Annotated in this window: 19 protein-coding genes; 11 read left to right on the plus strand and 8 right to left on the minus strand. The window is 71.3% G+C overall.

All coding sequences use genetic code 11. The features are described from left to right. Positions 1 to 104 precede the first annotated feature (104 nt). Complete coding sequence (gene nrdR, locus ACIGXP_RS27025; protein ID WP_363217013.1) at positions 105 to 656, minus strand: transcriptional regulator NrdR; 552 nt, start codon at positions 654 to 656, stop codon at positions 105 to 107. A 565-nt stretch (positions 657 to 1,221) separates the two neighbouring features. On the opposite strand from nrdR, the gene lexA reads away from it, so the two are divergent. Further along, complete coding sequence (gene lexA / locus ACIGXP_RS27030) at positions 1,222 to 2,001, plus strand: transcriptional repressor LexA (RefSeq protein ID WP_023546157.1); 780 nt, start codon at positions 1,222 to 1,224, stop codon at positions 1,999 to 2,001. A gap of 200 nt (positions 2,002 to 2,201) precedes the next feature. On the opposite strand, the gene ACIGXP_RS27035 is transcribed toward lexA, so the two are convergent. Beyond that, entirely contained in the window at positions 2,202 to 4,193 is a 1,992-nt protein-coding gene (locus tag ACIGXP_RS27035) for an ATP-dependent DNA helicase (RefSeq protein WP_399772448.1), read from the minus strand. Positions 4,194 to 4,627: 434 nt separating this feature from the next. Between ACIGXP_RS27035 and ACIGXP_RS27040 the strand changes: the two genes are divergently transcribed. From ACIGXP_RS27040 to ACIGXP_RS27075, 8 genes are all read left to right on the plus strand, one after another. Then, positions 4,628 to 5,527: a LysR family transcriptional regulator gene (locus tag ACIGXP_RS27040; protein WP_363217016.1), complete on the plus strand. Its 900-nt coding sequence runs from the start codon at positions 4,628 to 4,630 to the stop codon at positions 5,525 to 5,527. Positions 5,528 to 5,702: 175 nt separating this feature from the next. Further along, positions 5,703 to 6,164, plus strand: coding sequence for a cobalamin B12-binding domain-containing protein (locus tag ACIGXP_RS27045; protein WP_399772451.1), 462 nt, complete (start codon positions 5,703 to 5,705; stop codon positions 6,162 to 6,164). 113 nt (positions 6,165 to 6,277) lie between these two features. Further along, a complete protein-coding gene (locus ACIGXP_RS27050; protein WP_399772453.1) occupies positions 6,278 to 7,504 on the plus strand; it encodes a methylaspartate mutase in 1,227 nt (408 codons plus the stop codon). Between the two features lie 40 nt (positions 7,505 to 7,544). Continuing rightward, positions 7,545 to 8,480: a transporter substrate-binding domain-containing protein gene (locus tag ACIGXP_RS27055; RefSeq protein WP_399772455.1), complete on the plus strand. Its 936-nt coding sequence runs from the start codon at positions 7,545 to 7,547 to the stop codon at positions 8,478 to 8,480. A gap of 34 nt (positions 8,481 to 8,514) precedes the next feature. Continuing rightward, positions 8,515 to 9,504: a DMT family transporter gene (locus tag ACIGXP_RS27060; protein WP_399772458.1), complete on the plus strand. Its 990-nt coding sequence runs from the start codon at positions 8,515 to 8,517 to the stop codon at positions 9,502 to 9,504. Then, positions 9,501 to 10,544 carry an aspartate-semialdehyde dehydrogenase gene (locus tag ACIGXP_RS27065; RefSeq protein ID WP_363217022.1) on the plus strand — a complete coding sequence of 348 codons (1,044 nt, stop codon included), beginning with the start codon at positions 9,501 to 9,503 and terminating at the stop codon, positions 10,542 to 10,544. The genes ACIGXP_RS27060 and ACIGXP_RS27065 overlap by 4 nt, the downstream gene beginning before the upstream one ends. After that, positions 10,541 to 11,674 (plus strand): aspartate kinase, encoded by a 1,134-nt coding sequence (locus ACIGXP_RS27070; RefSeq protein WP_363217023.1) that lies wholly within the window; start codon positions 10,541 to 10,543, stop codon positions 11,672 to 11,674. Before ACIGXP_RS27065 ends, ACIGXP_RS27070 begins: the two co-directional genes overlap by 4 nt. A gap of 5 nt (positions 11,675 to 11,679) precedes the next feature. Next, the gene (locus tag ACIGXP_RS27075) at positions 11,680 to 12,720 is read left to right on the plus strand and encodes a TauD/TfdA family dioxygenase (RefSeq protein ID WP_399772463.1); all 1,041 of its coding nucleotides are present in this window, start codon (positions 11,680 to 11,682) and stop codon (positions 12,718 to 12,720) included. A 750-nt stretch (positions 12,721 to 13,470) separates the two neighbouring features. Here the strand turns inward: ACIGXP_RS27075 and ACIGXP_RS27080 are convergent. The 4 genes from ACIGXP_RS27080 to ACIGXP_RS27095 form a co-directional block, all read right to left on the minus strand. Beyond that, positions 13,471 to 14,493, minus strand: coding sequence for an enolase C-terminal domain-like protein (locus ACIGXP_RS27080; protein WP_399772465.1), 1,023 nt, complete (start codon positions 14,491 to 14,493; stop codon positions 13,471 to 13,473). Positions 14,494 to 14,662: 169 nt separating this feature from the next. Continuing rightward, positions 14,663 to 15,658, minus strand: coding sequence for a LuxR C-terminal-related transcriptional regulator (locus ACIGXP_RS27085; RefSeq protein WP_363217026.1), 996 nt, complete (start codon positions 15,656 to 15,658; stop codon positions 14,663 to 14,665). A 184-nt stretch (positions 15,659 to 15,842) separates the two neighbouring features. Further along, positions 15,843 to 17,093, minus strand: a complete 1,251-nt coding sequence (locus ACIGXP_RS27090; protein WP_399772469.1) for an acyl-CoA dehydrogenase family protein — start codon at positions 17,091 to 17,093, stop codon at positions 15,843 to 15,845. Then, the gene (locus ACIGXP_RS27095) at positions 17,090 to 18,151 is read right to left on the minus strand and encodes a ScbA/BarX family gamma-butyrolactone biosynthesis protein (RefSeq protein WP_399772472.1); all 1,062 of its coding nucleotides are present in this window, start codon (positions 18,149 to 18,151) and stop codon (positions 17,090 to 17,092) included. Before ACIGXP_RS27095 ends, ACIGXP_RS27090 begins: the two co-directional genes overlap by 4 nt. A 252-nt stretch (positions 18,152 to 18,403) precedes the next feature. On the opposite strand from ACIGXP_RS27095, the gene ACIGXP_RS27100 reads away from it, so the two are divergent. Both ACIGXP_RS27100 and ACIGXP_RS27105 read left to right on the plus strand, forming a co-directional pair. Continuing rightward, on the plus strand, positions 18,404 to 19,006 hold the full coding sequence (locus ACIGXP_RS27100; protein ID WP_399772474.1) for a TetR family transcriptional regulator: 603 nt from the start codon (positions 18,404 to 18,406) through the stop codon (positions 19,004 to 19,006). A 156-nt stretch (positions 19,007 to 19,162) separates the two neighbouring features. Continuing rightward, positions 19,163 to 19,792 carry a ScbR family autoregulator-binding transcription factor gene (locus tag ACIGXP_RS27105; protein ID WP_399772476.1) on the plus strand — a complete coding sequence of 210 codons (630 nt, stop codon included), beginning with the start codon at positions 19,163 to 19,165 and terminating at the stop codon, positions 19,790 to 19,792. 24 nt (positions 19,793 to 19,816) lie between these two features. Here ACIGXP_RS27105 and ACIGXP_RS27110 read toward each other — a convergent pair whose 3' ends face one another. After that, positions 19,817 to 20,623, minus strand: coding sequence for a GNAT family N-acetyltransferase (locus ACIGXP_RS27110; RefSeq protein WP_399772479.1), 807 nt, complete (start codon positions 20,621 to 20,623; stop codon positions 19,817 to 19,819). 73 nt (positions 20,624 to 20,696) lie between these two features. After that, on the minus strand, positions 20,697 to 22,652 hold the full coding sequence (locus ACIGXP_RS27115) for an IucA/IucC family protein (RefSeq protein WP_399772482.1): 1,956 nt from the start codon (positions 22,650 to 22,652) through the stop codon (positions 20,697 to 20,699). Positions 22,653 to 22,670 lie beyond the last annotated feature (18 nt).

Here is a 22,670-nt window from a genome sequence, read left to right on the forward strand (position 1 = left end):
TTCTGTCTTGTGTTGCGGGCACCCTCAGCCGCCACCCGCAACAGGTCTTCGGTCGCCGCCTTCCGGCCGGAACCCGGGGCTCCGCCCGGTGTCCGGCCCTCCGGTCAGTCGGCGGCGTGGGCGGGCACGGGAACCCGAGTGGTCCCGCCGGGCCCGCGATCGTCTTCCTGGCTCCCCGCTGCCGCGTCATCCTCGTCCGCGGCGGGGCCTCCCGTCGCCTCCCTCAGCTCCGCGATGGCGGCCTCGAAGTCCTCGAGCGAGTCGAACGCCCGGTAGACGGAGGCGAATCGCAGATAGGCGACGAGGTCGAGTTCCTGCAACGGGCCGAGTATGGCCAGCCCCACGTCGTGGGTGGTCAGCTCGGCGCTTCCGGTGGCCCGCACCGCCTCCTCGACCCGCTGGCCGAGCTGGGCGAGTGCGTCCTCGGTGACAGGCCGTCCCTGGCATGCCTTGCGCACGCCGTTGATGACCTTGGCACGACTGAAGGGCTCCGTGACCCCCGACCGCTTGATCACCATGAGCGAGCACGTCTCCACGGTCGTGAAACGACGGGAGCAGTCGGGGCACTGACGGCGCCTGCGGATCGACGTGCCGTCGTCGGTCGTACGACTGTCGACCACGCGGCTGTCGGGGTGCCTGCAGAAGGGGCAGTGCATGATCTCCAACCCTCCTCACAGCAGACTCAACAACCTCACCGGGTCTCATGGGCCCCGCGAAGCAGCCCTAAGCATAGGGGATCGCGGAGCCACTTCAGACCCGGGGGACCACAATTTGTGGGCTGCCGTAGCCATCCAACCACTACATGTGGGGATTGACTCATACGCCGAGGCAGGCTCGCGTGTCGCCGCAGAGGACAGCGGACATGCGCGCACACAGGTGACGACAGGGACACGCGGACGCGGAGCCGTATCACTGTGGCGCTTACGGGGATACCGTGGGCGCCGCGCGGAGGACGCGTGGCACTCCGGCACACCAGGGACCCGAAGCCCGGACGGCCGGGTTCCGGATGGCAGACTGGGGTGGCGGCTCACGAGGTCGGCAATCCCGGCGGTGAAGAGTACAACAATGGGCGCTTTTGCCCGCCAGGCAGCGCGTCAGCAATACACCCAGACACGCGATCGCGTCAGGTGAATCGCACTTTTTCACTCGAACGTGTGTTTGGCGCAACCTTTCGAAAGCAACTACCGTTGTGCAGCAGGGAGACCATCGAGAGGGGCCGACGTGACCACCACCGCAGACAGTGCCACCATCACCGCCCAGGACCGCTCCCAGGGCCGAGTCGAGCCGGTACACGTGATGAACGAAGCCACGAATCCCGAGGGGCACAAGCGCTCCCTGCCGGGCCGACCTCCGGGAATCCGGGCGGACAGCTCCGGACTCACCGATCGGCAGCGCCGCGTGATCGAAGTCATCCGTGACTCCGTCCAGCGGCGCGGATACCCGCCGTCGATGCGGGAGATCGGCCAGGCCGTCGGCCTCTCCAGCACCTCGTCGGTCGCACATCAGCTCATGGCGCTGGAGCGCAAGGGCTTCCTGCGCCGTGACCCGCACCGGCCCCGCGCCTACGAGGTGCGCGGCTCCGACCAGGCCGTGAGCGTCCAGCCCACGGACACCGCCGGCAAGCCCGCCGCGTCCTACGTCCCCCTGGTCGGCCGTATCGCCGCCGGTGGCCCCATCCTCGCGGAGGAGTCCGTCGAGGACGTCTTCCCTCTCCCCCGCCAGCTCGTCGGCGACGGTGAACTGTTCGTCCTCAAGGTCGTCGGCGACTCCATGATCGAGGCCGCGATCTGCGACGGTGACTGGGTCACCGTGCGCCGTCAGCCGGTCGCCGAGAACGGCGACATCGTGGCGGCCATGCTCGACGGCGAAGCCACCGTCAAGCGCTTCAAGCGCGAGGACGGCCACGTCTGGCTCCTCCCGCACAACGCGGCCTACGAGCCCATCCCGGGCGACGACGCGACCATCCTCGGCAAGGTCGTCGCGGTGCTGCGGCGCGTGTGACGCCCGCGGCGGGCGGGCCGCACGGCCGCTCGCTCCCTGACCGGGCCCCGGAACCCCTGCGCCGGTTCCGGGGCCCCGCTGCATCCAGAGGTCCTCAGCGCCCAGCACCGGGGTGCTACCCGCGTCGGCCTTCCGGGGTGCTCCTGGGCGCTTCCCCGTGGCGGGGTGGCCTGACCGGCACCGGTCACGCCACCCCGCGATCACTTCGCCTCCGCGTACTCCGCTTCCGCCGCCTTGGCCGCCGCATCGATCGCGGCGAGCGACTTGCGCACCTGGTTACGGTCCGTCGTGTACCAGAAGTCCGGCAGTGACGCCTTGAGATAGCCGCCGTACCGTGCGGTGGCCAGTCGCTGGTCCAGTACGGCGACCACACCCCGGTCCCCCGACGCGCGGACGAGCCGCCCGGCGCCCTGGGCCATCAGCAGGGCCGCGTGCGTGGCGGCCACCGCCATGAAACCGTTGCCGCCCGCGTCCTCCACCGCCTTCTGCCGGGCACTCATCAGGGGATCGTCGGGACGCGGGAACGGAATCTTGTCCATGACGACGAGCTGGCAGCTGGGCCCGGGGACATCGACGCCCTGCCACAGGGACAGCGTGCCGAACAGGCACGTCTTCGGGTCGGCCGCGAAGTTCTTGATCAGTTCACCGAGGGTCTCCTCGCCCTGGAGCAGGATCGGGAACTCGGGGATCCGGGAGCGCAGCTCCTCCGCCGCGAGCTGTGCGGCCCGCATGGACGAGAACAGCCCGAGCGTGCGTCCGCCGGCCGCCTGGATGAGCTCGGTCAGCTCGTCGAGCATGTCGGTGCGCTCGCCGTCACGCGCGGGGCGTGCGAGGTGCTTGGCGACGTACAGGATGCCCTGTCTGCGGTAGTCGAACGGCGAACCGACATCCACCCCCTTCCACTGCGGCAGATCCTCGCCCTCCACGCCCTCCGGGCCGAGTCCCAGCGAGGCACCGACCCCGTTGAAGTCGCCGCCCAGCTTGAGGGTCGCGGAGGTGAGGACGACGGCGCGGTCGGCGAAGAGCTTCTCCCTGAGCAGGCCCGAGACGGACATGGGAGCGATCCGCAGGGACGCGCCGAAGCGGTCGTGCCGCTCGTACCAGACGACGTCCCACTCCGAGCCGTTCAGGACCCGCTCGGCCACGTCGTGGACCGTCTCCACCGAGGCGAGCGCCTGCTTGCGCACCGCGTCCTCGTCCTGCACCGACTTGTCGCGGGTCGAGCCGAGCGCGGTGATGACCGTGCGGGCGGCGTCCCGCAGCGCCATGAGGGCGTAGCCGAGGTCTTCCGGGATCTCCTCCAGGCGGCCCGGCAGGGCCAGCTCCATCAGCCGCTCGAAGCCCTCCGCGGCGGTCTGCAGCTGGTCGGCGGCCTTCTCGTCGACGAGCTTGGCGGCGCGGCGCACCGCCCGGTTGACCTGGCCGGGCGTGAGTTCACCGGTCGCGACGCCGGTGACCCTGGAGACGAGTTCGTGGGCCTCGTCCACGATCAGCACCTCGTGCTGCGGCAGCACCGGCGCGCCCTCGATGGCGTCGATGGCGAGCAGTGCGTGGTTCGTGACCACGACGTCGGCGAGCTTGGCACGCTCGCGGGCCATCTCGGCGAAGCACTCGGCGCCGTACGCGCACTTCGACGCGCCCAGGCACTCCCGCGACGACACCGACACCTGCGCCCAGGCGCGGTCCGACACACCCGGGGTGAGATCGTCCCGGTCGCCGGTCTCGGTCTCGTCCGACCAGTCGCGCAGCCGCAGGAGGTCCTGGCCGAGCTTGCTGGTGGGCGCGGCGGCCTCGAACTGGTCGAAGAGGCCGTCCTCCTCGTCCTGCGGCACGCCCTCGTGCAGACGGTGCAGGCAGAGGTAGTTCGACCGGCCCTTGAGCATCGCGAACTCCGGGCGGCGGCGCAGCAGCGGGTGCAGGGCGTCGACCGTGCGGGGCAGGTCGCGCTCCACGAGCTGGCGCTGCAGCGCCAGGGTGGCCGTGGCGACGACCACCCGTTCCCCGTGCGCGAGCGCCGGCACGAGATAGCCGAGCGACTTTCCGGTGCCGGTGCCGGCCTGGACCAGCAGGTGGGATCCGTCGTCGATCGCCTCGGCGACCGATTCGGCCATGGTCACCTGGCCGGGGCGCTCCGTCCCGCCGACAGCGGTGACGGCGGCGTGCAGGAGCTCGGAGAGTGGGGGCTTCGTCATAGCGTGACCAACCCTACGGCCCGGCACTGACAAACGTGGGGCGGAAGCGAACAGCGGGGGCCGGGCTCCCGGGCGGCCGCCCGGAGACGACATCCTCACGGGTGACACCGCTCGCACCACCCGGCCCGCACCGACCTGCGCCCGGCCCCGGCGCACACCGCCCGGCCCGCAACCGACCTCCGCCCGGCCCCAGCCGCACCACCCAGCCCGCAACCGACCTCCCCCTAACCCCGCACACACCACCCAGCCCCCCAACCACCGCCCGGGGCGGCCCGCGCTCGACGACGTCCTCGCGGCTCCCGTCCCCCGGCACATCTCTGCCGTGGGCACTGTGTGCCAGCGGGATCTGCTTCCGCCGCCCGGGCAGGGTCGGCAGGCTCGATGTCTCGACCACCGTGGATCGATTTCCGTCCGCATCCCTCCGGGAGAGACCAATGGACATCCGGCAACTCCGGACCTTTCACCGTGTGGCCACGCTGGGGAGCTTCACCCGGGCCGCGGCCGAACTCAACTACGCGCAGTCCAGCGTGACCGCGCAGATCAAGGCCCTCGAAGTGTCCCTCGGCAGCGAGCTGTTCGAGCGGGTCGCGGGCAAGGTCAAGCTCACTCCGGCGGGTACGCGGCTGCTGCCGTACGCGGCCCAGATGCTGTCCCTCGCGGACGAGGCGCGCGGTGCGGCATCGCCGGACGCGCGCCCGGAGGGGGTGCTGACGATCGGCACGATGGAGAGCATCACCTCCTACCGCATGCCGCCCGTCCTTGAGTACTTCCACCACCGCTACCCGCGGCTGCAGATCGCGCTGCGGCCCAGCCTGTGCGCCGAGACCCTGCATTCGCTGCGGCAGGGGGTGTTCGACGCGGGCTTCCTGATGGAGGCCGAGACCCAGCACTCGGGTGTGCACAGCGAGGTCCTCGGCGCCGAGCCGCTCGTCATCGTGGCCGCTCCGGGCCACCGGCTCGCCGACGAGACCAAGGTGGAGACGGACGAGCTGCGCCAGGAGTCGGTGCTCGCGCCGGAGGCGGGGTGCGCCTACCGGGAGCTGCTGGAGGCGGAGCTGAACGACGGCTCCGGTGAGCCGGTGCCGTTCCTGGAGTTCGGCAACATCGAGGCGATCAAGCGGGGTGTGGGCGCGGGGCTCGGGATCAGCCTGCTGCCGCGGATGACGGTCGCCGACGAACTGGCCGCCGGATCGCTGGTGCCACTGGCCTGGGAGCCGCCGTTCGCGCTGTACACCCAGCTCGCCTGGCGCAAGGGCTCGCAGCTGTCGCGCGAGCGCCAGGTGTTCGTGGAGCAGGTCATCGAATTCCTCAGCCGGGAATACCAGGAGCCGTGATGGGCGGGAGTGTCCGAAAAGCAGGGGCGGTATGCGGTCCGGGCCGTACCTCGGTCTCATCGATCGATCGACTCGATAAACCCCATCTGTAATACCGAACCGGTTTTCTGGACTCTGCCACAGCCCGGTACGGAGACTCGGAGAGTCACAGTTTCAGCGGCAAGGAGAACCTCTTATGTCTCAAGTCATGCTCCCGGCGAAGAACTTTGTCGTGTCGAGCGTGTCTTCCGACGCCCATATGTGGAACCTGGTCTTTCTGCAGTTGCTGCTCGAGGAACAGGGCGCGGACGTCGTCAATCTGGGTGCCTGCGTGCCGGATGAGCTCATCATCGAGGAGTGCCGGCGGTCCCGGCCGGACGCCCTGGTCATCAGTACGGTGAACGGCCACGGCCATCTGGACGGACTGCGCCTGATCCGCCGCATACGCAGCGAGCCGGATCTGGCGGAGCTGCGGGTCGTCATCGGCGGCAAGCTGGGAGTGCGCGGCGCCGAGAACATTGTGTTCGCCGAGGAGCTCGCGCTCAGCGGATTCGATGCGGTATTCGAGGCGGACGGCGGAATCGACGGGTTCCAGGAATTCCTGGCGAGCCTGGACAGCGCGGAGCGGACCGAACTCACTTCCGGGGCTGCCGCGTGAACACACCGGCGCGAACGAACGAAATGCCCGTGGCCGGGACGGGGCCGCTGGGCCGGTTCTCCCGCCATATTCGGGAAGCGCATGCGCAGGGGCGTCTCGTCGTCCAGCCGCGGATGGGTTTCGCGGATATCGCCACGATGCGCGAAGGGCTGCTCGGGGTACGGGCCGCCGACGCCACCTCGGTCGGCACGATCACCCTGGACAGCTACACCCGGGTCAATGACCACGAATCGGCGCGGGCGGCCCTGCGCACCGGCGCGGAGCTGAACGGCTTTCCGCTGGTGGCGCACGGACCCGGGACCACCCGGCAGTTGCTGGACGCGGTGTCGGGGGACGACTTCCCGGTCCAGGTCAGGCACGGCTCCGCGCTGCCGTACCCGCTGTTCCAGGCGATGGTGGCGGCCGGCGTGGACGCGACCGAGGGCGGTCCCGTCTCGTACTGCCTGCCCTACAGCCGAGCGCCGATCAGCGAGGCGGTGAAGGCCTGGGCCCAGTGCTGTGAGCTGATCGCCGCGCAGCCGGTGCCGATGCATCTGGAGAGCTTCGGCGGCTGCATGCTCGGGCAGTTGTGCCCGCCGAGTCTGCTGGTCGCGCTGAGCGTGCTGGAGGCGCTGTTCTTCCGCGAGCACGGACTGAGCGACATCTCCCTGAGCTATGCGCAGCAGACCCACCCGGGGCAGGATCTGGAGGCGATCGCGGCCCTGCGCCGGCTCGCGGGCGAGCGCCTGCCGCAGGCCGACTGGCACGTGGTGCTCTACACGTTCATGGGGGTGTTCCCGCGTACACCCGTGGGTTCGTACCGGATCCTGGAGGAGAGCGTCCGCCTCGCGGTGCGCAGCGGCAGCGAGCGGCTGATCGTGAAGACCCCGGCGGAGGCGCACCGGATTCCCACGATCGCCGAGAACGTGGACGCCCTGGAGTTCGCCGACGCCATCGCACGGGACGAGGCGGGCCGGGTACCGGACGTCGAGGCCACGGACACGGGCATCTACGAAGAGGCCAGGCTGCTGATCGACAGCACCCTGGAGCTGGCGCCGACCGTCGGTGAGTCGCTGGTCCGGGCCTTCTCGCGGGGTCATCTGGACGTGCCGTACTGCCTGCACCAGGACAACGCCAACAGGTCGCGGGCGTATGTGGACGGGGGCGGCATGCTGCGCTGGGCGGAGCCCGGACGGATGCCCCTGCGGGTGGCGCACGGCGGCGCCCGCCGGCCGGTCAGCGCGAAGGGGCTGCTGACGATGCTCGGCTTCAACGAGCGCCGCTTCGACCGCGAGCAACTGACCCACGGGCATCTCAGGGGACTGCAGTACACCCCCCAGCGGCCCCGGAGCCTGTCGTGACGCCGGGCGTACCCCGGTTCACCCCTTCTAGGAGCGTGTCATGAGCACACCCACATTGGACGCCGTGCGCGAGCGCGGTGTTCTCCGGGCCGCGGTCAGCCGCGGCATCCGCGGACTCTCGCTGCGCGGCGACGACGGCCGGTGGAGCGGCCTGGACACCGATGTCGCGCGGGCCGTGGCCGCTGCCGCCCTGGGCAGCGCGGACGCCGTCGAGTGGGCCCCCACCGATCCGGCGCAGCGGCTCGGCCGGCTGGCGTCCGGCGAGGTCGACCTGACCGTCTGCAATGTCAGCTGGACCCTGGGCCGGGAGGCCTCCCTGCCCGTGCTGTTCGCGGGAGTCACCTGCTACGACGGCGAGGGCTTCCTGGTACGTGCGGACAGCGGGATCACCCGTCCCGAGGAGCTGGCCGGGCGCCGCGTGGCCGTACAGGCGGGCACCACGAGCGCGGCCAACCTGGCTTCCTGGTACGGCAGTCGGGGACTGGCGGTCGAACCGGTGGCGTACACCACGCCGGGTGAGACCCTCGCCGGGTACGCCGCCGGCGCGTGCGCGGCCTACGTACTCGACCGGGTGGCGCTCGCCGGGGAGCGGGCCGCGCTCGACGACCCCGCGGCCCACCGCATCCTCGGCACGGCCATCTCGCGGGAGCCGATGGCGGCGGCCGTACGCGACGACGACCCGGCCTGGTTCCGGCTGTGCCGGTGGGTGCTGCAGCTCCTCGTGTCCGCCGAGCACCAGGTCGACGAGGTGGGCGAGCGGGAGAAGGCGCTGGCCCAGGCCGCGGAGACGGCGGGCGTGCACGGGCCGGCCGTCGGCCTCGACCGGGACTGGGCCGCCCGGGTCCTGGACGCGGTCGGCACCTACGCGGACGTCTACGAGCGCAATCTCGGGCCGGCCACCGGCCTCGCCGTGCCGCGCGGACTCAACGAGCTGTGGACCAGGGGCGGCCTGCACTACGCCGTGCCCCTGCACTGACCAACCGCCCCTACCCCTCAGAAAGGCACTTCACATGAGTACCGACACTCGGGCACCGAACCAGGAGACGAAGGGAGCGATCGAGCTGACGCTCGCCATGGTGCTCTCGGGCACCCTGGGCGTCTTCGTGATCGAATCCGGCGCGTCGCCCTTCAACGTGGTGTTCTTCCGCTGCCTGTTCGGCACCGTCGCGCTGGGTCTGTACTGCCTGGTGCGCGGCTTCTTCAAGAACCACGGCTTCACGGCCAAGAAGCTGGGCCTGGCGGCGCTCGGCGGCGCGTTCATCGTGTTCAACTGGGCTTTCCTCTTCAAGTCGTACGAGGGCACGTCGATCTCCGTGGCGACGGTCGTCTACCACACGCAGCCCTTCTACGTGATGCTCCTCGGCTCGCTGATCTTCCGTGACAAGATCACGGCCAGCAAGGTCGGCTGGCTCGGAGTGGCCTTCGCCGGACTGATCCTGGTCGCCGGGGTGTCGGCGTCCGACCTGACGGGCAGCGGGGACAGCGCCTATCTGGCGGGTCTCGGCTACGCGCTGCTCGCCGCCGTCTTCTACGGCGTCTCGACCCTGATCACCAAGCGGGTCACCGGTGTGAAGCCGCATCTGGTCGCCCTGGTGCAGCTCGTGCTCGGCATCTTCCTGCTGCTGCCCTTCACCACGCTGAGCGAGACGAAGGACCTCGGCGCCGGCTGGGGCTGGCTCGTCGGTCTGGGCGTCATCCACACGTGCGTGATGTACGTCCTCATGTACTCCTCGTACCAGAAGCTGCCCACCCCGAAGATCGCCGTCCTGGCGTTCGTCTACCCGGCCGTGGCGATGCTCATGGACTGGGCCGTGTACGGGCACAGCGTCAGCCTGCTGCAGGCCCTCGGCATCCCGATGATCGTCGCCGCCAGCCTCGGCATCAACCTCGGCTGGTCCTTCAAGGGCCGCGCGGTCAAGGCAGCGGCCGCCACCCCTGCCGCCGGCGCCGCACGGACCGCCAAGCCCAAGGTTCAGATCAACTCTGGAGGCACCCGATGACCCTCGTCACCGACCCCGCCGCACCGCGGATCGCCATCGTCGGCGCCACCGGCGCCGTCGGCAACACGCTCATCGACCTGATCGAGCAGCGCGGTCTGCGCTACCGCGACATCCAGCTGGTCGCCTCGGCCCGTTCGGCAGGCACCGAGCTGAGCGTCGACGGCGTGTCCCATCCCGTGCAGGCCGTGGACGAGTTCGACTTCTCCACCGTCGACCTGGCGTTCTTCTCCGCGGGCACCGAGGCGAGCCAGCAGTGGGTGCCGAAGGCCACCGCCGCCGGCGCCGTCGTCATCGACAACACCATCGCCTACCGCATGGACCCGGACACCCCGCTGGTCGTACCGCAGGTCAACGCGCACGAGCTGGACCGGCGCCCGAAGTCCGGGGTGATCGCGAACCCCAACTGCTCGACCATCCCGCTGGTACGGCTCCTGAAGGGGGTCGAGGAGCGGTGGGGTGTGCGGCAGGCCGTGGTCAGCACCTACCAGGCCGCGTCGGGTCTGGGGCACCCGGGCGTCGAGGAACTGCGGGAGGCGAGCCGGGCCGCCCTGGAGCACCCCGAGGAGCCGTACCCCGCCAAGGAGTTCACTCCTTCACTGGCCTTCAACGTCATTCCGAAGATCGACCGTTTCCTGGACACCGGCTTCACGCTGGAGGAGCAGAAGATGCTCCAGGAGTCCCGCAAGATCCTCGGCATACCCCATCTGGACGTCACCACCACCTGTGTGCGGGTGCCGGTGGTCAACGGCCACTCGGAGACCGTGTGGATCGAGGCGCAGGGCGTGGTCGACCGCGCCGAACTCGTCGAGGTGCTGGCGGCGCTGCCCGAGGTGACGGTGCACGACCGTGAGTCGCCGCGCGAGTTCCCCACGCCCACGACCATCGACGACCCCAACCGGGTGCACGTCGGCCGCGTCCGCGTGAACCCGAACAACCCGCGCGCCTTCTGGCTCTGGCTGGTCGCCGACAACCTCACCATCGGCGCCGCGCTCAACGCCATCCAGATCGCCGAAGAACTGATCGCCCGGGGGACCCTGTGACAGCCGCACCACCGACGCAGCAGCCGCCCGCGGTCCTGAAGTTCGGCGGCTCCAGCTTCCGCACCCTGGCCGCGTACCAGCAGCTGGCCGAGGCGCTGGCCCGGCGGATCGACGAAGAGGGCAGCCGCCTGGTCGTCGTGGTGAGCGGCCAGCCCGGTGAGACGGAGCAGTTCCGCGAGCGGCTCAGCCAGGTCAACCCGCACCCGGAGGACGAGACCGTCGCCGGTCTGCTGACCCTCGCCGACACGGTGGGCGCACAGCTGCTCGCCACGGCGCTGCACCGGGCGGGCCGCAGCGCCACGGTGCTCGCCGGCCACCAGCTGGGGCTGACCACGGACTCGTCGTTCATGTGGGCCCGGTTGGAGCACACCGACCCGGAGCCGCTGCGTACGGCGGTCCGCGACCACGAGGTCGTGGTGGTGCCGGGAGGCCAGGCCGCCGACAAGGAGGGCCGGCCGACCTGGCTGGGCAAGAACAGCTCGGACCTGTCGGCGGTGGCGGTCGCGGCGGCGGTCGGCGCGCACAGCTGCGAGATCCACTCGGACGTCGACGGCATCTACAGCTCCGACCCGCACCTGATCACGGGCGCCCGGCTGCTGGGCGAAGTGTCGTACAACACGGCGGCGTTGATGTCGCTGTACGGCGCGAAGGTGCTGCACCGAAGGGCTGTCCGGCTCGCCCAGCGGAACCGGATCGAGATCGTGTGCCGCTACAACCGGCCGCCGTTCCCGCGCGGTTCGGTGATCGGCACCGCGGGTTCCTCGGTGGCCGCGGTCGTACTGAACCAGCGTTCGGCGGCCCTGCGGTACGCGACGGAGGAGCTGGCCGACCAGGCGTACACCGTCTTCCACGGCGCCAACATCGATGTCGTCCGTCTGACGTCGGGCCCGCTGGTCGCCGTCACCGGCGGATTCGTCGACCTGCCGGAGTTCCAGCGGCGCAACGGGCTGACCCCCGGTGAGTACGCGGGCATTCCGGTGACCGCGGTGCGCGGCAGCCAGGTGGCCACCCGGCTCGCCGCCGACGAGGAGGACGCGCTGCACCTCACGCAGCGCCTGCACGACTACGTGAACCGTCCCGGCGCGGACCTTGCCCCGGACGCGCCGCTGCTCGAAATGCAAGGAGTGTGACAGCCATGACCGCGACCACCGTCCACACCGTGCCGGCCACCGAACCCGTCACCACCGAGACCTTCCGCGAGATCGTCCTGCCCGACGAGGTGCGGGACGCGCTCGGGGAACAGCTGGAGCGGTTGCCGGATCCGAACATCGACATCGACCGCTCGATGACCCGGCTGCTGCAGATCTTCGCGACGCTGCCGACGGCGCTGTTGCAGCAGATCCTGGACTTCGGCCGGCACATCGACACTCCCGGCGTCAGCCTGATCAGCAATCTGCCGGTGGACGCCGAGCTGCCCGACACGCCGTCGGACGGCGGGCCGAGCCGGGAGAAGACGTCGTTCGTGGCGGAGGGCGTGCTGCTGGGCCTCAGCGGGCTGCTCGGTGAGCCCATGGGCGTGCTCACGGAGAAGGCCGGCCAGTTGGTGCACGACGTCATTCCGGTCGAAGGGGGAGCGCGGACCCAGACCAACCAGGGGTCCGAGATCTTCCTCAACTTCCACAGCGACATCATGCATGACGTGATCGGCCGGTACGACGTGGCCAACCCCGACTTCCTCGTGCTCAGTTGCCTGCGTGCCGACCACGAGGGCGTGGCCGGCACCTTCTACGCCGATGCCCGTGACATCTCGGCCGCGCTGGCGCCGGAGGTGCTCGACACCCTGCGAAGCCCGCTGTTCCGGTTGAACGCGCCGGGCAGTTACGTGCGTGACGTCGCCGGCGGGCAGGACGTGCTGTCCGAGCCGGTACCGATGATCAGCGGCCATCACGACTTCCCGGAGATCGCGATCTCCGCCAATGGTGTGCACCCGCTCACCAGCGGGGCGCGGGAGGCGCTGGAGACGCTGCAGCAGGTCTGCCGCCAGGTCGCGCACGGCGTGCAGCTGCGCCCGGGCCAGGCGCTGCTGATCAACAACCGGAAGGGGGTGCACGCCCGGTCCACGTTCACGGCCCGGTACGACGGCCGGGACCGCTGGCTGCAGCGGACCTATGTGCGCCGGAGCCTGTGGAACGTGCGGTATCGCGTGACGGAGCAGAACCGCCGCGTGCACTACTGAGCCGTCGGCCGGCTCCGGACCGGGCGTGCCGCTCACCGCAGAGCGGCACCTGCCCGCCGCGCCCCGCAGGCCGCCCGGGCACCCCCGGCGACCGGCGGGGCTCGCCGCTTCCCCCAGCCCTCATCCCCGCGGCTTCCGTCCCCCGGGCGACCGGCGGAGCCTCGCCGCCTCCCGACCTGCAACTGCCCAAACCACGGCTTCCCGACCGGCGGCTTCCCAACTCGCAGCCTTCCGACTGACGGCCTTCCGCCGCAGGGCCTTCCGACCGGCGGCCTTCCGCCCCAGAGCCTTCCAACCGGCGGCCTCCGCCCCAGAGCCTTCCAACCAGCGGCCTTCCGCCCCGCGGCTTTACGGCCCGTCGTTTTCCGGCCCGGCGATCGGCGGGCTCGCCGCCCCCAGACCGCGGCATTCCGACCCGCGGCCTTCCAACTCGCGGCCCTGCAGCCGCCGTTCCCGGTCCGTGGTAGCTCCCGGCCGGTATGGCATCGAGCGGTCATTCCCGTCACGGCCAGGTGTGGGCGGCTGTATCCCGCTCGGGTACGTCGGATGATCGGTGTGTCGAGCCCCATCGCCTGCTGCCGGTCCGGCCAGCGCCCCGCACGGAGGAAGATCAAGATGAGCAACGCGCGAGAGTTCCGTCATGGCAACACCGGCTCCGCCGTACCGCCGGCCCCGACCTCGGCGGCAGAGGACGACCTGATCTGGGGCTGACGCCTCGCCGCCCGGCCTGAAGGGGGACTCGGGGTGCGGTCAGCCCCAGAGGTCCGTCGCGGAGGGGGCCTGGGGGCCGCTCGGCCGCTGTGGTTCGTGCGGCTCCCCCGGCACGCACAGCGTCTGCGGCACGTTCACCAGGTCCGCCGCGGTGGCCGCGTGCAGGGTCGCCGCCCAGGAGCGGGCGGTCGCCGGCGGTGAGCCGAGCAGCACGAGCAGACCCCGCTGCTCCGCCTGTTCCATCATGGCAAGGGCCATGGTGAGACCACCCACCGCGTCCAGTTTGAGGTTGATCCCGTCGTACCGGGCCACGAGCCGCCCCATGTCGCCGACCTCGCCCCGAGGCAGATCGGCGATGATCGGGAACGGCCGGCGCAGGGTGACGAGCGCCCCGGACTCCGCCTCGGGCAGCGGCTGTTCGAGCACCCGCACCCCATGGTCCGCGAGCTTGGGCAGCATCGCGTGCAGCCGGTCCACGTCCCACCCGCCCTCGGCGTCGGCCATCAGCCAGGCGTCGGGCCGGTGGCGGCGCACCGCGTCGAGCCGGGCGAGGTCGTCCTCGACGGCACCGGCCCCGAGTTTCAGCTTGAGCGAGGAGAAGCCGTCGCTGTGGCGCAGTTCGTTCTCCAGCCGGGTGTGCTCCAGCAGCGGGAGGGTGCGGACGACCGGTACCGGGCGCGGCCGGGGAACCCCGAGCAGTTCCCAGGCCCGTTGCCCGCTGCGCTTGGCCAGCAGGTCCCACAGCGCGGTGTCGAGCGCGCTGCGCAGGGGGCCCGGCGGCAGCAGGTCCAGCAGTTCGACCGGGCTGATCAGATGCGCCAGCTCGGCCTCGACCGAGGCCAGTTGCTCGCTGACGGCTTCACGGCTGTCCGCCTCCCGGTAGGGCAGGAGCGTGGCCTCGCCCCGCCCGGTGCTGCCCGCTCCCCGCAGCCGGACGCGCAGTACGGCCCACTCGCGCGGCACGTCGACGGTTCCGCCGTCGGGTGCGGGCACGGGCAGTACGGCGCACTGGACCCGCAGCGGTGTCCCCGTCAGGGATCTGAGGAGTACCGGGTCGAACACGAGGAGGGCTCCTGACTCAACTGGCACGTTGCCGGAGCACCATCCTGTCCACCGGCCACGGCAAGGGCCAGCACGAAAGCCCTGCCCATGGCGGCCTGGCCCCAACCGGACAGCCGAAGGCCGACAGGACACCCGGACCGGCCGGGAGCTGCCTCTCCCTAGTCCAGCCCTAGTCCAGCAGGCCCAGCTTCGCCGCCGTGATGCCTGCCTGGAACCGGCTGTCCACACCCAGCCGCGCCATCAGGTCCGCCATCATCCTGCGCAACGTCCGCACGGACACGCCGAGTTCGCGGGCGATCGCCTCGTCCTTGCGGCCGGTGGCCATCAGCCGCAGCATCCACAGCTGCTGGGAGGTGAACCCGGACTGCCGGCCGGACTCGGCCGCCTCCAGGGGCGCGGCGGACGCCCAGCACATCTCGAAGACCTTCACCAGCAGTGCCGTGACGGCCTCACCGCGCAGCACCATCATCGCGCCGCTCGACCGGACGTGCAGGGCGGGCACCAGCGCCTGCACCCGGTCGACCAGGATGAACCGGAACGGCACGATGCTGGCGATCCTCAGGTCCGCGCCCGCCGCCCGCAACTCCTGCAGATGGGTCATCGCATGGGTGATCCGGGTCATGGGCCGCAGATGGATGCTGCGCATCGACACGCCCCGCTCCAGCACCCGCCGGTCGCGCCGGAGGCCTTGGGCGAGCACGTCCGGCGGCATCACGGGGCCGGGGTGCATGCTCAGGATCTCCGACGTGGCCATGTCGGCGGCATCACCGAGGACGCGTGCGATCTTCTCCGGGCAGGTGACCACCTCCAGGCCACTCGACCGTGCCGTGTGCAGGGGCAGAAACGCCTCGCGCATCGCGCCGACACGCTCCCGGGTCCGCCGGATCTGCTCGGTCAGTTCCATGACCGCCTGCTCCTCGGCCGTGAGCAGCCTGAGCAGTGCGGCCTCCGGGGCGGTCGCCCTGACGGTCCGCTCCCCCGTCGCCGAGGCGCCCTCGGGCACCTCGATGAGCAGGCCGAGTCCGAGGAGTTCCTGGCGGGCCTGCTCGATCTCGTCGACGCTGCTGTCGAGTTGCTCGCATGCGGTGCGCACGGTCCAGTCGCTGCGGGCCGATGCGTACTCGAACAGTCTCAGGGCCTGGGGCCCGATGGTCGGTGCGCTCATACCGTGCACTGCCTCCGTCCCCCTGATCCTGCGCGTACCGAATAACATACCCTCTCGAAGGTATTTTTTCCAGAGAGGAGCCGGCCGTGCCCGCGAGCGGCAGTCGGCCGCCGCCGCGGGCGCGCTGTGCGCGCCGCGCGGCGGCGGCCACAAGTGGATCGGGCGACTCCTCGGAGTCGGGCGGTCAGGCTCCGAAGACGGCCTGCGCGTACGACTGCGCCGAAGCGTCGAAGCGGAGCATCGCATGCGTCGACGCGGACTGGATGTCGCGCCAGCGGCGCAGGACCGGGTCCTGCTGGGACTGTCCCCGGCTGCCGGTCGTACGGAACAGCCGGTCCACGGCGGCCGCACACATCTCGACCGCGGCCACCACGTCCCGTGCCGTCTCCGCCACCGCCAAAGGCTCGATCCGTGCCGCGTCGGCGCGCCGGGCGGCACTGTCCAGCAGCAGCTCGGCGGCCCGCAGCCCGGCAGAGGAGCGGGCAAGTGCCGTGGACAGCGCGGGCGTCGAGCCGGCCCGGCCGCCGTCCGGGCCCGTGCGGTCCACGGCGGCGCGGGTCCACTCCGTCAGCGCGCCACGGGCGGCGCCGAGCACCGGTGCCGCGAACATCAGCGCCGCCACGAGCGGGTAGGGAACGCTGTGGCAGCGCGCCGCGCCCTGCTCGCGCGGGACGAGCAGCCGGGCTCGGGGAACCGCTCGGTGGCCGGGCACGAAGACACCGTCGAGCCGCACCGTGTTGCTGCCGGTGCCACGCATGCCCAGCGGGTTCCAGGTGTCGAGGACCTGGCAGTCCTCGATCGGGACGAGGAAGAGCGTGGGCACCTCGCCACCGGACCCCGCACCATCGGCTCCCGCGGCACCGGACCCCACCCCATCGGACCCCTCGCCGGCGAATCCCGCACCCCCGGACCCCACGCCCCCGGCACCCTCGGCGAGTGCCGCGAGCAGCACCCAGTCGGCGAAGTCCACGCCGCTGACGCTCGGCCACTCGCCGCTGAGCAGCCAGCCGCCGGGCACGGTGACGGCGTGCGGCCCCGGCGGTGCGACGCCCGCCGCGATGCGGGTGTCGGGGGACGTGCCCCACAGGTCCCGCCGGGCGCGCTCGGGCAGGTAGGAGGCGATCCGGCCATGGGCGGCGAAGAGCGTCGCCACCCAGGCCGCCGAGGTGCAGCCCTCACCGACGTGCGCGGCGGCCTGCACCAGGTCGGTGAACGAGCCCTCCGTGCCCCCGTGCTCAGCGGGAACGAAGTGCCGGTTGAAGCCGGCCCGGGCCAATTCCACGACCACGTCGAGATCGAGCCGGCACCGTACGTCGGCCTCGTCGGCGTGCCATGCCGCGACCCGGGCCGCACGGCGCACCGACAGTCCGGCGGCCGGCGAGACCTCCTGTTCCCGCTCGGAGTCGCCGGGGGTGGAAGCGGAGGGCCGTATCACGCGAAGACCTCCTCCACGCCGGCGCGGACCGCGGCCGGGGCGGCAGCCGGAGCCGCCTGCCAGCGCGCACTGCCGGACGCCACGGTCCTGCCGTTCTGCACGGCTTCCACGGCCAGGGTGACCTCGTCCGGCGTCCGGGGCGTGCCGGACTGCCGTACGACGAGCCGGGTGGGTGCGGTCAGTTCGCAGTAGGCGGCGAACTGCACCCCGCCACCGGACATCGTCCATTCGTACAGCGGAGCCGGAGCCGGTCCCAGGGCCGCCCGCGAGGCCTGCCGGACGGCTTCCAGCAGCAGCATCCCCGGCACATGGTCGCTGGGGTGGTCGAAGAACACCGGGTGGGACTGATCGACGTGCAGCAGCCACGTACCACCCGGCTCCTCAGCCGCCGCCCGCTCGTCCGGCAGGCCGGACTCGGCGACGACCACGTCCATGGACCGCTCGCGGCCCACGAGTTCGGGCGCCATCACGCGTGCGCCGGGATGCACCGCGGTGACCGCGGTGCCGGGGGCGGGCGGCAGGGCCCCGGCGGCGCCGCGACGGCGCACCGCCGCGTAGCTCGCGCGGTCGACCGCCTGCCAGGAGACGCTGCCCGTGGCGCGCACCCCGCCCGAGGAGACGAGCTGCGCCTCCAGGCTCATCACCGCGCGCTTCGCAGTGCGCTCCCTGGTCTCCCGGCAGCGGACCTCCAGGACCACGGACTCGTCCTCGGCGTCGTCCGCGCCGGGCACCGGGAGGTCGAAGTCGAGTCCGCAGAAGACGAAGGGATGCTCCAGCGGCACCCCGTAGAAGCGGTGCGAGAGGTAGATCGCCGTCTGCCGCAGCATCTCGACGAAGAGCGTCGGATCGGTCCCCCCGGCGGCGTCCGGGCGGTACAGCCCGTGTCCGGCCGGCTGCCGCACGGCCAGATAGAAGAGTCCGGGACGCACGCGTACGGCGTCGGTCAGCAGCACCTCGTGTGCCGCCTCCTTGTGGACCAGTCGCTGCGGAACGGTCCGCTGGAAGTCCTCCCCCCACGCGTCCTGCGGCATGTCGGTCGCCAACACGTCGCCACTCATCACTGACCCCCATACAGATAGACGAATCAGACGCAGAGCACACACAGACGGCCGGGGTGACCTCCCCCGGCAACCGGCGAGAAATATACCTCCGGGAAGGTATATTGCAATGGACTTCTCTGAGATCGTTGGATCCATGACCGCTTCCAGAACCCCCTTCCCGCCGGTCCGGCGAACCGGCGGGCGGAAACATACCTTGGGGATGGTATTTTCTTTCGGAGGTCGCAGTGCCGGGTGAAGGGGGGTCCCAGGATGGTCAAGCAGGAACGCGCGCGGCGCACGTACGAGGCGATACTGGACGCCGCCGCGGAAGAGTTCGTCTCCCTCGGCTACACGCGCACGACGCTCGGCGGAGTGGTCGCCCGCACCGATCTCACCAAGGGCGCGCTCTACGGCCACTTCTCCTCCAAGGAGGACCTGGCCAGGACACTGGTGCGCCATGGCGCCGCGGTGTGGGCCGGGCTCCTGGCGGACATCGAGTCCGCGCGGCTCGCGCCGCTGAAGGCGCTGCGCTCCCTCACCGTGTCGCTGGCCGGCCGGCTCTGGTCCGACGTGCGGGTACGGGCAGCCTTCCGCCTCGCCTCGGAGATGCCGGGGGACGCACTGGAGAGCGGCCCCCTGCTCACCGAGGTCTGGGACTTCCTGGTGGGCCACGCGAAACAGGCACAGGCCGACGGCGAGATCCGGATGCGCTGCTCACCCGAGTCCGTGGCGCAGCTCCTGCTCTCCCTGGTCCTCGGCTTCCAGCACCTGCCCGTCCCACGGGGCGACCTGCCCGCCAAGGACCGCATCGAGGAGCTGTGGGTCATCGTCGCGACCGCACTCCGCTCGCCCGGACCCGCCCTCGACGCCTGACCCGCGCCGACCGCTCATATACCTTCGTGACGGTATATTCAGCCCGGAGCGGTGAGGCACGGGAGCCCGGCCTCAGGGCGCCCGAGCCTTTGGCGGAAGAAACCTGAAACACTGCGTCCGCTTCATGCGCCACGCCCGCCGGAAAGCCGGAGATCCATGACCAGCACATCGTCCGCCCGCACCACGACCGGCCGGGAGCCCAAGCAGGAACGCGCCGTACGCACCCGCGCCCAGGTCCTCGACACCGCCGCCGCACTCTTCGCCGAACGCGGCTACGAAGCCACCTCGATCGTCGACATCGCCGAGCGCGTCGGCATGACGAAGGGTGCCGTGTACTTCCACTTCAAGAACAAGGAAGCCATGGCCATCGCGATCGTCGAGAAGAACTACGAGCGATGGCCCGCACTGCTGGAGGAGGTCCGCACCCTGGACCTCGACCCCCGCAGCACCATCCTCACCCTCCTGGACCGAACCGCCGAGGCCTTCCACACCGACCGCACCATCCAGGCCGCCACCCGCCTGCAGTCCGAACGCTCACTCATCCACACCCCGCTGCCCGAGCCCTACGTCGGCTGGATCAAGCTCCTCACGGGCCTCTTCGAAGAGGCCGAACGGGCCGGACAGCTCAAGGCAGGACTCCCCCCGCGCGCCGCCGCCCAGGTCGTCGTCGCCTCCTTCTACGGCATGCAGCACATCTCCGACGTCCTGCACCAGCGCACCGACCTGCTCGACCGCTGGCAGGAACTGCGCACCGTCACACTGCAGGCCCTCCTCCCCCAGGGCTGACCGGCCGGGCCGAAACGCCCGGCGCTACAGCACCTCGCGCAGGACCCGGTCCCGGATCATGAGGGCGGCCCGCTTGGCGGGCAGCTCGACCTCGTCCGCGAACCGGAAGCCGGCGTTGAGGAACGCTGCGACGGAGGGGATGTTGTGAAGATCGGGTTCCGCCACGACGCGTGCGCAAGCGGGGCGCCGGTCGAGGATCAGGTCGGCCACGGCTCGCAGCAGGGCGGATCCCAGCCCCCGCCCTCGATCCGCGGCCCCACCGACGAGCACGTGGACCCCGGTGTCATGGGGGCGGGCCGGGTAGTGGCGGGCCAGGGGATCCAGGTCCGCCCGGTAGATCTCCCAGTAGCTCATCGGTGTGCCGTCCAGCACGCCGAGACACGGCACGCTGCGGCCGTCGCCGTCGAGTTGGGAGCGCAGGTGGTCCTCCGTCCGGTTCCGGGGGCCGGCCAGGTCCCAGAACTCCGAGACGGCGGGGTCGTTCATCCAGCGGTGGATGAGCGGCAGGTCTGCGTCGATGCGCACGGGCGCGAGCCGGAAGGAACCGACCCGCGTGACCACTGTGCCCCAGGTGGGGAGGTGGTCCAGGAGATGGGCCGTCCCGCCGGCGAAGAGGGCGAGGAAGTCCGCGGGCAGATGCAGGTCGAGCGTGTCCTCGCAGTCGGCGTCGTCGTCCTCGACGGCGAATCCGGCGTAGGGGGTGCGCCGGGTGACCGCGCCGTCGGCTCGTGGGCCGGCGGAGCCCCGTCGGGCAGCGGCCCCCGGGGCGACGGGAGCACCCGGCCGGGCGGGACCGGGGCCGGAGTCGGCGTTCGCGTCGGTGGGAGGCATGGTGCGCTCCTCTCAGGAGACGAGGTGGGTCATGTTCCTCGGGACGTGCGGGGCGAGGCGGGGTGGGGTTCGCTCAGGAGTGCAGGGGGTTGGCGACGGTGACGTAGACGGACTGGGTGTCGACCGGGCCGACGAGTTCGTCTAGGCCGTGCAGCCGGGTCAGCAGGTTGGCCTTGCAGCGCAGGACGGGTGAGTCGAGCAGATGGCAGGGCAGGGAGGTGCGCAGTGCGGCGGGCCCTGCCGCGACGTCGGTGAGGAAACGGCGGAAGGCCGCGAGGAGCAGCCGTTCGTCGGCGAGGCGCTGGGAACCGAACGCGCCGATCAGGCCCAGCACATTGTTCACGGCGAGGTAGTAGGCGAAGCGTTCGTCGGTCACTTCGTCGGAGACGAAGGTGTCACTGCGCTCGCCGATACCGGGCAGCCGGGCTTCCAGTTCGGCTCGCCGGGACTCGCGGAAGTAGTAGCCCTGGTTGTCGCGGTAGCGGCCGCCGGCGGGCCAGCCGGCGCCGTCGAGCAGCAGCAGGGTGTTCTGCTGGTGGGCCTCCAGGGCGATGCCGGCCTCGCCGTCCAGCCAGAGCACGGGACGGACGACGTGTTCCAGGTACCGGAGGAACCACTCCGCGGCCACGGCTGCGACGGGCCGTCCGGTGCGTACGGCGAGCCGTTCGACGAGCTGGGCCAGCCGGGAGCGCATGGGCCAGGTGGTCCGGTGGAGCGAGGAGTCGCCGTCCGGGTCGGGCACGGGCCGCAGCGCGAGGAGTCCCGCCACGCAGCCGACGTCGTCGGTCGGAGCGAACGGGTTGTGCCTGATCACCACGTCGAGTCCGGGTACGGGAAGCCCGTCCGGGGCGTCCACGCCGAGCCAGGCCGGGTCGCGGACGATGTCGAAGGACGGGTGTGCGGCCTGCCATCGCTGGGACAGGCCGGTGCGCAGCAGCCGGTGCACCTCGACTCCACGGTGGAGTTCCTTGCGCAGGTTCTCGCGGCGGGAGTTGGTGATGCGCAGGCCGAGAGACAACTTCAGCATCGCGGGGGCGCCCGACCGGTGGACCGTGCGGACGGAGGAGGTGGGGTGCCAGCCGGTGCCGAGAGGGCCGAGGTCGTGCAGGAGTCCGGAGTCGAGCAGTTCGGCGACGGGTTCACGGTGGCACAGCTCACGGGCCTGCCACGGGTGCAGCGGCAGGGCGGCGTGACCGGGGGGCACCGGGAGGTCCGTCTCCGCCAGGCGCCGGATGAGGTGCACGGCCGGGACGGGACGGCCGCGCTCGGTCCAGGCCGAGTCGGTGGCGAGAAGGGCGGGGGCGACAGCCATCCAGTGCAGGGGGAAGGAGCCGCGCAGCTCTGGTGAGTACCGGCGGGTTTCGCCCTCGGTCAGGCCTTCGCGGCTCTTGGGGGTCGGGTGCAGTGGGTGTCCGAGGAGAAGGGCCTGCTCGGCGGAGAGAAAGAGGTCGGGGACGTCGGCGGGGTGCTCCCGCCGGTCGCGGATGAAGGTCGCGGTGCGGCGCTGGGAGTCCGCCACCCTGGCCACGAGATCACCGTCGTCCACGTGCCCTGCGGTTTTGAGGTCCGGGGCGGAATCTGCGCTGTCCGTGTCGCCGGCCGTCTCCCGGGCGAGCAGAGCCGCCAGGGTCACGGCGTCGACCGCAGGGGCGGCCACGGGGGCGCCGACCAGGCGTGGCGGACCGAAGCGGTGCAAGCCCGTCGGTGACCAGTAGCGGACCGGCACGAGCAGGGAGGTGCCGCTGGCCGGAAGCGGAAGGCAGAGCGTGCCGCTGTGGGGGGCTGCGAGGTTGCTCTCCCGTACCCGGCACCGCAGCAGGTTGTCCACGGCGGCGGCCTGGGCCACGGTGCGCGGGTCGGGATCCTCCAGCAGGTCGGCGCCGGGCTCGGTCACTCGGGTGAGGTCCACGGTGCGCCTCTTCTGCTGGGGAACCGACTCGGCGAGCGGCACATGAGAGGCCGGGATGCCGGGGTCTCCCGGTTCGTCGGGAGCACCGGAGCTGCCGTCGGGGGTGGGGGTGGCGTTCATGACGGCTCCTCGTGGGCT

Source organism: Streptomyces sp. NPDC053069 (assembly GCF_044546895.1).
In the GTDB taxonomy this organism is placed as follows: Bacteria; Actinomycetota; Actinomycetes; order Streptomycetales; family Streptomycetaceae; genus Streptomyces.